The 13,498-nt window shown below is 58.5% G+C and carries 9 protein-coding genes, 1 tRNA gene and 3 pseudogenes; 8 read left to right on the forward strand and 5 right to left on the reverse strand.

Going from position 1 to position 13,498, the window contains the following annotated elements:
• Positions 1-373: 373 nt before the first annotated feature.
• From VHN57_RS07375 to VHN57_RS07400, 6 genes and pseudogenes are all read left to right on the forward strand, one after another.
• Positions 374-703 (forward strand): transposase, encoded by a 330-nt coding sequence (locus VHN57_RS07375; protein WP_423283339.1) that lies wholly within the window; start codon positions 374-376, stop codon positions 701-703.
• Entirely contained in the window at positions 700-1,047 is a 348-nt protein-coding gene (gene tnpB / locus VHN57_RS07380; RefSeq protein WP_423283340.1) for an IS66 family insertion sequence element accessory protein TnpB, read from the forward strand. The genes VHN57_RS07375 and tnpB overlap by 4 nt, the downstream gene beginning before the upstream one ends.
• A gap of 60 nt (positions 1,048-1,107) precedes the next feature.
• Positions 1,108-2,648 (forward strand): annotated as a pseudogene (tnpC, locus tag VHN57_RS07385) (IS66 family transposase); the annotation flags it as partial.
• A 60-nt stretch (positions 2,649-2,708) separates the two neighbouring features.
• Positions 2,709-3,428, forward strand: a pseudogene (locus VHN57_RS07390) (type IV secretory system conjugative DNA transfer family protein); the annotation flags it as partial.
• Between the two features lie 156 nt (positions 3,429-3,584).
• Positions 3,585-3,893: a hypothetical protein gene (locus VHN57_RS07395; RefSeq protein ID WP_423283341.1), complete on the forward strand. Its 309-nt coding sequence runs from the start codon at positions 3,585-3,587 to the stop codon at positions 3,891-3,893.
• 1 nt (position 3,894) lies between these two features.
• A complete protein-coding gene (locus VHN57_RS07400) occupies positions 3,895-5,403 on the forward strand; it encodes a recombinase family protein (protein ID WP_423283342.1) in 1,509 nt (502 codons plus the stop codon).
• Here VHN57_RS07400 and VHN57_RS07405 read toward each other — a convergent pair.
• Positions 5,404-5,493, reverse strand: a tRNA-Ser gene (locus VHN57_RS07405).
• A 697-nt stretch (positions 5,494-6,190) separates the two neighbouring features.
• On the opposite strand from VHN57_RS07405, the gene VHN57_RS07410 reads away from it, so the two are divergent.
• Positions 6,191-6,403, forward strand: a complete 213-nt coding sequence (locus VHN57_RS07410; RefSeq protein WP_423283343.1) for a hypothetical protein — start codon at positions 6,191-6,193, stop codon at positions 6,401-6,403.
• Between the two features lie 835 nt (positions 6,404-7,238).
• Here the strand turns inward: VHN57_RS07410 and VHN57_RS07415 are convergent.
• Entirely contained in the window at positions 7,239-7,979 is a 741-nt protein-coding gene (locus VHN57_RS07415) for a dienelactone hydrolase family protein (RefSeq protein ID WP_423283344.1), read from the reverse strand.
• Positions 7,980-8,375: 396 nt separating this feature from the next.
• On the opposite strand from VHN57_RS07415, the gene VHN57_RS07420 reads away from it, so the two are divergent.
• Positions 8,376-9,998, forward strand: a complete 1,623-nt coding sequence (locus tag VHN57_RS07420; protein WP_423283346.1) for a TonB-dependent receptor plug domain-containing protein — start codon at positions 8,376-8,378, stop codon at positions 9,996-9,998.
• Between the two features lie 24 nt (positions 9,999-10,022).
• Here VHN57_RS07420 and VHN57_RS07425 read toward each other — a convergent pair whose 3' ends face one another.
• From VHN57_RS07425 to tnpC (VHN57_RS07435), 3 genes and pseudogenes are all read right to left on the reverse strand, one after another.
• Entirely contained in the window at positions 10,023-10,430 is a 408-nt protein-coding gene (locus VHN57_RS07425) for a hypothetical protein (RefSeq protein ID WP_423283348.1), read from the reverse strand.
• 280 nt (positions 10,431-10,710) lie between these two features.
• Positions 10,711-11,754 carry an IS110-like element ISShsp1 family transposase gene (locus tag VHN57_RS07430; RefSeq protein WP_423283350.1) on the reverse strand — a complete coding sequence of 348 codons (1,044 nt, stop codon included), beginning with the start codon at positions 11,752-11,754 and terminating at the stop codon, positions 10,711-10,713.
• 55 nt (positions 11,755-11,809) lie between these two features.
• Positions 11,810-13,438: pseudogene (tnpC, locus tag VHN57_RS07435) on the reverse strand (IS66 family transposase); the annotation flags it as partial.
• Positions 13,439-13,498 lie beyond the last annotated feature (60 nt).

The following is a 13,498-nucleotide window of genomic DNA, read 5'->3' on the forward strand; positions in this document are numbered from 1 at the left end:
GGCACTATCTATAACGGAGATATATTTCGATAATCTCGCTGTAGCAATGCTGGAACCACACCAGCATGTGCTAGTATCTATCCCCCTTCTTGCCGACATGATGCAGTAGCCATGGGCGCACCGAAAGGGTCGCAAAACGCTCGAGACCACCAGAACTCGCTAATGGCGACACCGTCGGAACTGATAACCCACCAGATAACAAAACTGGAGCGATCGCAGATGAGATTTGCGAACATATCCGAATTGGCAAAGTATCTGTCTCCACATGTCAACGGTATCGCTCCGGTGAGGGCCGCCTTGCGGTGATCGGCTGATATTTTGACATGGCACCGGTGCAAGCGCCGGTGTTTGCACCGATACTAAGGACGGTGCGATGAGCCAGATCACATTAATTTCAGGGCCGGAGCGGCGCCGGGTGTGGAGCGACGAACAGAAGCGAGAACTGGTCGCGGCAGTCTCGGCGCCGGGGGCGAACGTAGCGGAGATTGCCCGCCGTGCTGATCTTCGGTCGAACCAGATCTACTGGTGGCGGCGACAGATGGAGCAGGCAGCGCAAGGCTTTGCCGAGGTGCAGGTGCAAGCTGACCCGGCGCCAGTGATCGGATCGGCGATCACCGTCGAGTTCGAGCGGGCGATTGTGCGCATTCCCGCTGGCGCCTCGCCCGGGCTGGTGTCGGCAGTGCTGCGGTCGGTCAAGCCGTGATCCCAGTCCCCTCCGGCGTTCGGATATGGATTGCAACAGGGCACACGGACATGCGGCGCGGTATGCGCAGTCTGGCCCTGCAGGTGCAGCAGAGTTTCGGACGTGATCCCTACGCGGGCGGCCTCTACATTTTCAGGGGACGCCGCGGCGACCTCTGCAAGATCATCTGGCATGATGGTGTCGGCATGTCGCTTTATGCCAAGCGTCTCGAGCGCGGGAAGTACATCTGGCCTTCGGCCGTGGACGGTGTGATTGCCATCTCCCCCTCGCAGATGGCCTGCATGTTGGAGGCGATCGACTGGCGTAATCCGCAGGCCGCATGGCGCCCGACATTGGCCGGATAAAAGCCCCGGCATGGCCTAATAAGCTAGGGATTCCGGTGATTTTCGGCTATGCCTTTGGCCATGGGGACCGAAGCGCAAGCAGAGATCGACAGCCTTCGCGAGCGGCTTGCCGCTGCCGAGGCTGTCGCTGCTGAAGTCGCCCGCATCAAGGCCATCAACGCTGACCTGGAAGCCCGCAACGCCCTTCTCGAACTGCAGAACGAGAAGATGCGTCGTACCCTTTTTGCCAGCGATCCGAACGCACGCGCCATCTGCTCGACCAGATGGAACTGACCTTCGAGGAGTGCGAGACCGCTGCCAGCGAAGATGAGCTTCTGGCTGCCCTGGCAGCGGCGAAGACCAACGTCGCACCGTTTGAACGCAAGCGGCCCGCCCGCAAGCCCTTGCCTGAGCATCTGCCACGCGAACGCGTCGTCATCGTCGCGCCCGATGCCTGCCCGTGCTACGGCTCGGATCGGCTGTGCAAGCTGGGTGAGGATATTACCGAGGCACTTGAGGTCGTGCCGCGCCAGTGGAAGGTGGTCCAGACCGTGCGGGAGAAGTTCTCCTGCCGCGATTGTGAGAAGATCACCCAACCGCCGGCGCCGTTCCACGCCACGCCCCGCGGGCTCTTTGGCCCCAGCTTCCTGGCGATGCTGCTGTTCGAGAAGTTCGGCGCGCATCAACCGCTCAGCCGCCAGCGTGATCGCTATGCTCGGGAAGGCGTGGACCTGAGCCTTTCGACCCTGGCCGATCAGGTCGGCACCTGCACCGCGGCGCTGATGCCGCTCTATCTGCTGATCGAGGCGCATGTCCTGGCCGCCGAGCGGCTGCATGGCGACGATACGACGGTGCCGGTGCTGGCAAAAACCAAGACCGATACGGGCCGGATCTGGACCTATATCCGGGATGATCGACCTTTTGGCGGACCCGCGCCGCCCGCAGCGATCTTCCATTATTCCCGCGACCGGCGGGGCGAGCATCCTGTGGGCCATCTGCGCGGTTGGAGCGGCATTCTTCAGGCTGATGCCTATGCCGGCTATAATGCCCTGTTCCATGGCGACCGCCTGCCGGCGCCGCTAACCCGCGCCCTGTGCTGGAGCCATGCGCGCCGTTATTTCTTCGAGTTGGCCGATATCGCCGCGCAGCTCAAGAAGCGCCGCAAAAAGGCCGTCATCTCGCCGCTGGCAGTGGAGGCGGTCCGCCGCATCGACGCGATCTTCGATATCGAGCGCGCCATCAACGGCAGACCGGCCCAGGAGCGCCTCGCCCTTCGGCAGGAACTCAGCGCCCCGCTGGTTGCCGATCTAGAAGAATGGATGCGGGAGAACAGGTCCAAGCTATCGAAGAACAGCGATGTGGCCGAGGCCATGGATTACATGCTCAAGGCATGGCCCGCCTTCGCAGCCTTCCTCGACGACAGCCGCATATGCCTCTCGAACAACGCGGCGGAACGCGCGCTCAGAGGTATAGCCCTGGGCAGAAAATCATGGCTATTCGCCGGTTCAGACCGCGGCGGCCAGCGCACTGCCTTCATGCTGAGCCTTATCGGCACGGCAAAGCTCAACGACATCGATTCACAGGCTTGGCTCGCCGACGTCCTCGCGCGCATCGCCGATATAGCCAGGCGCGCGGGCGCTCTGCGCGCCACCTTCATGGACGCGCCCAAACAATTCGAGGCATACAAGGCCGACGCCATTGAAGCGCTCGAAGCATTCGAGCCGGGTAAGACGCTCGACCGCGCCACTGCCGCGCATGATTTTGATTTTGCGCGGCTCAAGCATGAACCGCATACCGTCTATCTCATCACCCCGAGCGAAAGGCTCGGCGTGATCGCGCCGTGGATCAGTCTTATCGTCAATTACGCCATTGAGGCGATTGCCCGCGAGCGCGGGCCGCTCACGACAACTTTCATCCTTGATGAGTTCCCGCAATTGCCGCCTGCGCCTGCGATTATGAAGGCGCTGCGCCTTTATGCTGGACGCGGCGTCCAGCTTTGGTTCTTCTCACAGGGGCGCTATTCCATGGAAGCCCGCTGGTCGAAGGAAGCCGTGAAAGAAATCGAGGATCAGGCATCCATCTTCACCATGACAGGCGTGGAAGACCCGGACCTTATGCGCGATGTGGAGAAATGGTCGGGCAATCGCACCATCGTCACCCATGGCCAGAATGTCGGCGGCGGGGCGGTGGAAAGCTCGGGCCGCAATCGAGGCGAGAGCCGCCGCGCTGTCCTGCAAAGTGAGGACATTCGTGCCATCGGCGCGGGCAAACAGATTATCAAGGTTGCAGGCCTGCCCACGCTCATAGCCTGTGACCGTGTGCCGTTCTACACCGTCGATCCTTGGAAGGACCAAATCCGCGATGTGCGGGAGATGCACAAAGGTAACTCGCGCAAAAGTTGAGTTTTTACGGGAAATATCGTTATAATATAATTATATTTGTTTATATTTTTATTATAAATTTGAGCGCGTAGCGGAATAAAGATTCATGTTCTTCCCATGGATGGCGAGAAGGTCGTTTAATTAAATCCCCGCGCGTCGATGTTGAGGCGCTGCAATTTGCAGCAGGGGGATGGCGTGACGCCATTGACGCGGGAGCAGATGGAACATTTCAGGGGTGTGATCGCCTCTCTGGACCTGTCGGACGCTCGCAAGGATGAAATGATCCGCATGGTCGATAGTATCGCCATATCCTTCATAGATCAGGCATTTGGCATTGATTCCATTCAACTTTCCTTGTCCGCGAGAGCCAACTTTAGATTCCTCGGAGTCGGTGAATATGCTAAACTAAAACCTAGAAATAGACGGGTGAAATCAGGCGTTTCGCTCGCAGATTCAAGCAACAATTCGACCCCTGAAAGTTCATAGCATGACTGGAAAATCTGAAAAGAAAGCCATCATTTATTGCCGCGTTTCTTCCAAGAAACAGGCTAAAGAGGGTAATGGTCTTGAAAGTCAGGAAGCCATGTGCCGGGACTATGCCGACCGCAAGGGTTATCATGTGGTGTCCGTGTTCAGCGACGACCTCACGGGCAAGACCGCCAATCGCGGTGGCCTCAAGGAAATGCTGGCTTTCCTGCGCGCCTCCAAATCCGAAATCATCGTCCTGATTGATGACCTGAACCGTCTCGCCCGTTCGCTGCGGACGCATTACGCCATTCGCGACGCTGTGGCCAAAGCGGGCGGCAAGCTGGAATCTCCCAAGCGCGTCTACGCCGACGATCCCGACGACGATCTGCTGGAAATCATGGAAGCGGCGTTTGCCAGCGAACATCGGCGCAAGAACGCCGAACAGGCAAAGGACCGCATGAAGGGCCGTATGCTCAATGGATTCTGGGTGTTTCATGCGCCGCTTGGCTATCGCTATGAGAAAAGCCCTACGGGCGGCTCCGTCCTTGTGCGTGTGGAGCCTGTCGCCTCGATCATCGGTGAGGCGCTGAACGGCTATGCTTTCGGGCGCTTCAATTCACGCGCGGAAGTCAAAAGGTTCATGGAGAGCCATTCCGGCTTCCCGCTCTGCCGCCATGGGTTTCTGACGAATGAGCAGGCCAACCGCATCCTGACCAATCCGGTTTATGCCGGGTATGTCGAAAGCAAGATGTGGGGCGTCTCGCTTCGCAAGGGCCACCATGAAGGGGTGATCTCTCTTGAAACCTTCCAGCGCAATCAGGATCGCCTTGCCGGAAAGACCTATGCGCCTGCCCGCGTCGATGTGAGCGAGGATTTTCCGCTGCGCGGCTTCGTGACCTGCGGCTGTTGCAATCACTCTATGACCGCAAACTGGGTGCAGGGCCGGAACAAGAAGTTCCCTTATTACATTTGTCGCCATCGCGGCTGCGAGAAGTTCGGCAAGTCGGTTGCTCGCGGCAAGATCGAAGATGCTTATGAAGCGCTCTTGCGAGCGCTGACGCCCAGCCATGAACTTGTCGAACTGCTTGCGGGGCTGTTCCGCCTGCGGTGGGATGAACGCGCCAAGACTCGCAAGGACGAAGCCGCGACGCTCAAGCTGGAAGTGGCTGCGACCGAAAAGAAGATCGGCCAATTCCTCGAACGGATCGTCGAGTCAGACAGTCCCGCCGTGATCGGTGCTTATGAGCGCAAGGTGGAAGAACTGGAACGCGAGAAACTGGTTCTGGCCGAAAAATCTGCTCGCTGCGGCACGGTCGCGAAAGACTATGACGCAAGTTTTCAAACCGCTTTTTCGTTTCTCTCAAGCCCTTGGAATCTTTGGGAGAACGGCACTCTTGAGGACCGTCGAATAGTCCTCAAACTGACACTGGACTCTCATTTGGAATATGACTGGAATGAGGGTGTTCAAACCGCTGAATATCCTTGCCTTTCAAGGTCTTACAGGATGCTTCGGACCGCAAAGCGGTGATGGCGGGCGGGGTGGGATTCGAACCCACGGTGGGCGCGAACCCACGGCGGTTTTCAAGACCGCTGCCTTAAACCACTCGGCCACCCGTCCAAACGCGGCGTTCCTAGAATCAAGAGATAGAAATAGCCAGCCCAAATTGATTTCCCGAGCGCCGCGAAGCGGCAAGAGTCGGCATTTTTTGAACGCCACAGCCGGAATGAACACCTCCCAGCCATGCTCTCGATCATTCCAACGGATTTCTCCGCGCTTCAAACTTTCCAATTTCCGTTCGGATCTCGGAAGTTGGTCTCGGGGACAAACCAGGAGTTGCCGCAAATTCTTACGTAAGCCCAGATGCAATCCCAGGCGGATAAGCAGAAATGACCGTACAGATTCCGCCGCCCGGCGTGGATAGCGATCGCAGTTAGGCGCATGTTTGAGGATTTCGTCGGCGATCTTGCGATATTCCGCGACCGGACTGTGCGCTTCCAATATAGGCAGGATCGGTTCGAAAGGATCGCGATGAATACGCGCTACCCGTTCAATTTCCTTCGATCGTGCTGCGGCATGCGCATGCGCCCGATCGCGGGCCGCACCCCAGTCAGACTGGGCAACCTCGATATCCGCCGGTGCAATCAATCCCTCCACAGGCTGCAAGCGATCCGCCATATGCGGTTGCTGTCTCAACCACCCCGTCTTCTCACGGGTCAGCGCCATTGCGAGGTGAAGCATTTCCACCTCCCAGCGGGTATAAAATCCGCGACGTCGCTCACGCCACTGCACATACCAGTCCCACACAGCCGGGAAAATGAGCATCGCGAAACTCAGTTTTTCCAAGGGGATGCCACACCCCGCGACAATGCTCTCCGGACGTGAAACCAGCGCCCCGAACATCAGCGCCATATGCTCAATCCTCTGGGCCGCAGTTTCCTCCCCCCAAACACCGCTGCGCTGGAAACCGATCTCGGTAAGCGTCGATGATTTGAACTGCACCAGTGCCGCCATTTCGCTGACCAACTGAGGCGAGGCGTCGACAACAGAAACGGCGATGCCGTCCATATCGTTCGCCGGAGCTGTCACAATGGCTGGTATCTTACGGCTCTTGCGACCGGTCAAGGACGGAAAGCGAACGGCGTAGATCTGCTTGGCAGCTTCTGACTGGTATCGGCGGTATTCGGTGGCGCCGGATATCACGACAGTACGGATCCACTTCAGGATTTCTGCCTGTTCCCTCTTGGGCCGGCTACTGAAATCCTCCGGGAGATGGCATGCTAGACGACGCTGCTCCGAGCGAGCGACGTTACGCAAGGGATGCCGCGTAGGCGCCCTGTCTGAAGCGGGAATTTTCGCCTCCGGCAACCCGTAACGCTCCTCGATCCGCGCCAAGGCCTGCATGCTCTTGATGTTTCGCGGTAGTTTGAGACCCGAGGCCCATACCTTAGTTGTAGCGGAATTGATCTTGATATCAGCCTGGGCGAGCGCGCGTTGGAGGGCGATGCAGGATTCCTGATGTCGCTTCATGTGCAGACTGAGCGCTTCGTGGAAGCTATTGGGATCTACCCAATCCTGCGAGATGGGCTTGGGTTCCAGCGAGATCATCAATCGCTTGCGCCCGCGCTTGCTCCCGCTGGAAGCAGGAGCCATATCGAAATCAGTCGGCATTGAAGGCATTAATATTTTCCGAAGTATCTGAATTTTATAGAGTTTCACCCTGTTTCACAGGGCTTGCCCTTTTGACGCTTCCGAAACAAATTGCACTATTTGAGAAACTTAATTGCGCCGCCACGCGCGCTCTAGGACTATGTTAAAAAGCCATCGCAATTGGCCACTGCAACTCGGCAAATAAAATCCACGATTCAGAAATTTCTCTGGAAAAGATCTACGGTAGCGGACAATGTCCGCGCGGCCAAGGCGGGATCATAGCGCGGCCCTTCATCCCGCATAAACGCATGAGCCGCATTGAACTCGACCCATTCATACTTGGCGCCTACGGATTCAAGCTTCGCTCGGATCCGCTCACGCCCTTCAAACGGAATATGTGGATCCTGCCGCCCCCAAACGAATAGAGCTTCTGCTCGAAGCTCCTGCATGCGCTCGAACGTATCATCTGCTCGCCCCTCTCCTAGTGTGCCGCTGTGGACATCGGTAGGGTAAAAGCATGCTGTCGCTTTCACCCTTGGATCGAACGCGGCACGTAGTGCGAGATGCCCGCCCAGACATTTCCCGACCGTACCAAGCTGCCCGGTCGCTGTAGGATGAGAAGCAAGAAAATCGAGGGCTGCCATCGCATCCTGATCGAACGAGGCCATCGATTTTGTTATTTTAAGCAGATTGCCGCGATCCGTCCCAGCAGGACTATATGAAAGAGCCACCCCAGGCTCTTCATACTCATGATAGACCTCGGGAACCCCCACCACGAAGCCGTGCCCTGCCAAGCTTGCAGCGATGCGAGCAATCGGCCCCGTAACCTGATAAATTTCTGAAAAGAATAGGATCGCCGGAAATCTTCCATCGCGAGCAGGCCGGAACAGATGCATGCGCATTGATCCGTCACTTCCAACAGGAATGTCTTCGAACTCGCCGCTAACAATGATCATACTATTATCCTGATAAAATTGTATTGTACCGTTGCATCGACAAATCAAGAGTAAGGCATAGCGGATATCCCGACCACGCCGGACCGCTCTTCAAGCTGCCCCCACCGATGAAAAGAACGCAGACCATTCTGCGCGCTGTGCAGTGATCGCTATGAATTCAGCAGCCGAGGAAGTGCGCACGGGTCATCGGGCATATCAGCGGGTGGCGCATTAGCCTTCCATAGGTGGCAGCCTCCTTCAAATTTCAATGCATTTCAACATCTCGAACGTCGTAATAATCGAACTTGCAAGTTTCAACTGATATCGATATCACACTGCTATCGATAACAGAGAAGCTGCCCGGGTTTGATTCGCCTTGGACGGACTGCAAACAAATCGATGCAAATAGGAGGGGATATGAGGAAGGTTGTCCGTTACACGGCCGCACTGCTTGCAACGAGCGCGGCATTTCCGATCGCAGCACAGACGGTTTCGCCGCCCCAGGAGGCCAGCGAGACAACGACCGCCGACATCGTGGTCACAGGGTTGAAAGCCAGCCTTCAGAACAGCGCACAGATCAAAAAGAACACGATGGAAATCGTGGACTCGATCACGGCGGACGATATCGGCAAGCTTCCCGATCCAAACGTTGCAGAAACTCTCACGCGCGTACCAGGCGTTCAGGCATATCGCTTCGGCGGTGAAGCAGCCTCCCCGGTCGGCAATGGTTCCGGTCTTACAATCCGCGGCCTTACTGGTCAGACGGGCTCCCGTGTCGATGGCCGAGCTTACTTCACCGCAGGTTCGCGCGAATTCAATGTTGAAGGTGCGAGCCCCGGCATGGTCGCCGGCCTTGATGTGTACAAGAACCCATCCGCCGACCATATCGAAGGCGCAATCGGGGGCTTGGTCAACATCCGGACGCGCAAGCCGTTCGACTTCAAAGACACCGCAGTATCGGCCGCTGTCGGCGGGCGCTACAATGATCTGGGCAAAAAGCTGACCCCGGAATATTTCGGCATGCTGTCAAAGCGCTGGGATATCGGTGACGGCGGGGAGATCGGTTTCCTCGTGGCGGGCAGCTACTCCCAAAGCTTCAATCGCGGGGACAACACGCCATCTGTTGGCGGAACGCAGTTCCGCCGGGCCATTCGTGGCGATAGCGCTGAATATGCAGCCAATGTGGGAAGCGGGCTAAACCTCAACCCCGCCTATGTCGGTAGGTCTGATGTGACCTATCTGGCGGATGTGAACCCTACGACTGTCGCCGCCGCGGATCGGCAAAATTTGCTCTCTTCCGTGGGCGTACAGAATAATATTTCTCAGGAAGATTATAAGCGCACGCGTAAAGGTCTGAGCGCCGCGCTGCAGTGGAAACCCAATCCCGATCTCGAATTCACGGTCGAGGGAAATTACAACGACTATCTGTACAATCAGAACTATCGCTTCCTGAACGCGACGGACAGCCGCTACGCACAGGGGCTTACCACAGAAGCGTTCACGATCGATGAGATGCTTGCCAACCGCAACGCCAACGGAGGCTCGAACGATGTGCTCTCCGGGCAGCATATCACCGGTGGCACTTTCCTGAATTCGACCTTCACAACGACTGGCGGCGATGAACATCGTCGCTACAAGACCTACGTGATCGCCGGCAACGTAAAGTGGCAAACCACAGATCACCTCGAGACGAAGTTTGACTTCGCTTATGTGAAGGCTGATCAATATCAGGACAACCGATCGGTGACCCTGGCTTCTGCTGCCGGCCTTACCTGGAACATCTCTCGCGACCTCGGCACGCCGCAAAAAGTGTCGATCTCTGGGCCTGATCTGGCGTCTCCCTCGACTTGGGTGTTCAACAGCTACGCCAACGGCACAAATCAGGTCTGGGACGACAGCGGCATCGCAGCGTCGTTGGATCTGAAATATTCCTTCGATGATTCCTTCCTGAAATCCATTCGCGTGGGCGGACGTTATGCCACGCAAAAGGATCACTATAACAATTACAGCTTCTCCGGGAAAAACCTGACTACCAAGTAAGCATCCGGTGAGAGCCGCAGGCGCTCAAGCAGTTTCGCGGTTTGGCCAAAGGAACGGTGCAGAACCGAGAACGAAACCCAGAAACGCGGCCTGGAGTGGTAATGCGACTTTGAAGCCCGGAATGCCAAGCACGAAGAATCCGTAAGAATTTGCAGCGACGTCGGAGATCATAATCGCTACGGCAAGCGCCAGACCAACCCGAAGTTTGCCGAGCAGCAGCAGGCCTATAGTGGCCAGGTCGAGGAAGAGCAGCGCAGACCAGAATGCTTCCAACAGGGCCGGAGCCCAGTTGTAGGGCCGCGCGCCGTAGCTGAGAAAATCCCTGCCATGATCGAAAGCGCCAACGGCAAAGCATGCGACGTAAACGCCAAGTACGGCTCTTTGCGTCAAGGAGTGCTTTCTAATGGTTTGGCTCAATGTTTCCAGTTCCATATGTGGACGGCTCCCTCTTGCAAGGGCTGAACGGAAAATTTGATCGGATCGCTTGCTTCCATATGTCCGGCCTTTCGGTGCGGTCGCACGTGACCGCTGGCCAAGATGGTTTCCGCGGTGTGTGTTCCCAACACGGCAGCGGCCTGTGATGGCCACTGGAACTGACGGAGTGTCACACGCCTCGGATCGATCGATCGCACCATCTGCTCTCTTCATGCAAGATCACGGATCAGCTCAGTACGATAGCATTGATATTCTGCTCATCGCTCCTGGCTAATTCTTATGCTGCTACCGCAGTAAGGGCGGGCGGCGCGACGCATTGGTATCGCTCGCCGCTCACCATGAGTTTCCACGCGACACGTGCGGCTTTGTTAGCAACGGCAACCGCAACGAGCTTAGGTGATTTTCGTCCAATCAAGCCGATAAGCCATGGTGTGAGATTCCTACCTCGCCCATTGCGGGCGTGCTGAACGACTGCGGTAGCTCCGACCACGAGCGTGCTTCTGAGAAGTTCATCACCAGCGCGAGTGATAACGCCGTGTCTTGTCTTGCCGGCGGTCGAGTGATCTTTAGGGGTCAGGCCCATCCATGCCGCAAAATCCCGACCGGATTTGAATAGATGCGGATCGGGCGTTTTCATCATGAGCAAGGTCGCGCCGATAGGCCCAACGCCGGGAATTTTGGCCAGTCGCTGACTACATTCGTCGTTGCGATGCCATTCCATCAGCTTCGCGTCGATCCGTTCGATCTCGCACTGGAGCTGCGCATATTCCTTTCCCTGCAGGGCAAAAAGTTCGCGCGCCAATTCGGGTATCGTTTCATCTGCCGCGATGCGCTCGAGAAGCGGTACGACGCGACATGCACCCGTCGCCGCAGTGATGCCGAACTCCGCGCCATACCCTCGTATAGCGTTGACGAGCTGGGTGCGCTTCTGGATGAGCCTTTCGCGCACCCCGACCAACATGAGCGCCGCCTGTTGTTCTGCAGTCTTTACTGGAACGAAGCGCATTGTTGGGCGGCTCACCGCTTCGCAGAGAGCTTCGGCATCCGCCGCGTCGTTCTTGCCGCGCTTGACGTAGGGCTTCGCTAATTGCGGCGCGATCAACCTTACGTCATGCCCGAGCGATCCGAGAAGACGAGCCCAATGATGTGAACTGCCGCATGCCTCGATAGCGACGACGGTGGGTGGCAGCTTTTCGAAAAACCGAACCATTTCCCGGCGCATCAACTTCTTGCGCAGCACTGCCTTCTCCGCTGCATCGACGCCATGCAGTTGAAAAACGTTCTTTGACGTATCCATGCCTATGCGGGTAATTTGCTCCACGGGCGGCTCCCTTGATTAAGTCTTGCAACGTACTCACTCTGGCACATTGCGATGCCGTTGGGAGCCGTCCACCCCAACATGGCAGCAGTTCGTCGATCCGGTTGACCGGATGCTCTGCGATGCGCGCAAGGACATCGGCCAGCCAGGCCTGCGGATCGACATCGTTAAGACGGGCGGTCTGGATCAGCGAGTAAAGCACGGCGGCGCGCTGTCCACCGCGATCGGAGCCGCAGAACAGCCAGGCCTTGCGCCCGAGGGGCACGCAGCGCAGCGCCCGTTCGGCCGCGTTGTTCGTGAGGCAGATCCGGCCATCGCCCAAGAACCGGGTGAAGGCATCCCAGCGCCGGAGCATGTAGTTTATCGCCTTAGCCAGATCGTGGCTGCGCGACAGCTTCGCGAGCTGGGCAGTGAGCCAGGCGTGCAGGTCCGTCATCAGTGGCGCGCTGAAGTCCTGCCGGACGGCGACACGCTCTTCGGCCGCCTTGCCGTTGATGCCACGCTCGATCTCGAACAGGGCATCAAGGCGCTGCACGGCTTCCAGCGCAATCGGATAGATCATGCCGGTACGCTGACCGCGGCTCTTCCGGCGCGCGGCAGCCTCGACGTCGGCCAGTTCGAAGAACTTACGCCGTGCGTGTGCAAAGCAGCCCGCCTCGATCACGGGGGCAGGCTGACGGCCGGGCGCGTAGAGCTCGTTGTAGCCGCCATAGGCATCGGCTTGCAGAATCCCTGCCCATGACGCCAGGTGCGCCCGAGGATGCTCGCCGCGCCGGTCGCGGGAATAGTGGAACAGGGCTGCGGGCGGATCGCTGCCGGCGAAGGGCCGGTCATCGCGAACGTAGACCCACAGGCGCGCGGTATCCGTCTTGCCCGTGGCCAGGACCGGCACAGTCGTATCGTCGCCATGCAAACGCCGGGCGGCCAGGACATGGGCCTCGATCCTTAGATAGAGCGGCATCAGGGCGAAGCTCGCCGCGCCCACTTGGTCGGCCAGCGTCGAGGTGCTGAGCGGGACGCCTTCGCGGGCGAAGCGCTCGGCCTGGCGGTTGAGGGGCTGGTGCTGGCCATACTTCTCGAACAGCAGCATGGCGAGGAAGCTGGGCCCGGCCCATCCGCGCGGCACGACATGGAACGGCGCCGGGGGCTGTGTGATCGCCTCGCAATCCCGGCACGAGAACTTCTCGCGCACCGTCTGGATCACCTTCCACTGGCGCGGGATCACCTCGAGAGTCTCGGTCACGTCCTCGCCCAGCTTCGACAGGCGCGCGCCACCGCAAGCCGGGCACGAACATGGCGCAGGAATGACGACACGCTCGCGCGGGAGATGTTCGGGGAACGGCTTGCGGCTCGGCCGCTTGCGCGCAAAGGCGGCGACATCGGCGGTCCTGGCCGCGGCGACTTCGGCGGCCAGGTCATCCTCGCAGGCATCGGCCTCAAGGTCTTCCAACTGTAGCTCAAGTTGGTCGAGTAACCGGCGGCTGCGCTCAGCGCTGGCGCCATATTGCTCGCGGCGCAGCTTGGCGATCTGCAGCTTGAGGTGGGCGATCATCGCCTCGGTCGCGCTCTCGCGGGCCATGGCATTGGCGAGGCGCGCTTCGGCATCGTCGGCGCGTTCGAGCGCGGCGGACAGCAGCGCCCTGAGCGCTTCGACGTCGTCCGGGAGGGGCGATACGGCCGTGTCCATGACGGGCATGGAATCACAGATCATCCCAGGGTTGAAGCCGAAAATGCCTCGGGAAGCGAA

The sequence above is a fragment of the Sphingobium salicis subsp. salicis genome (assembly GCF_049472635.1).
Taxonomy (GTDB): Bacteria; Pseudomonadota; Alphaproteobacteria; order Sphingomonadales; family Sphingomonadaceae; genus Sphingobium; species Sphingobium yanoikuyae_A.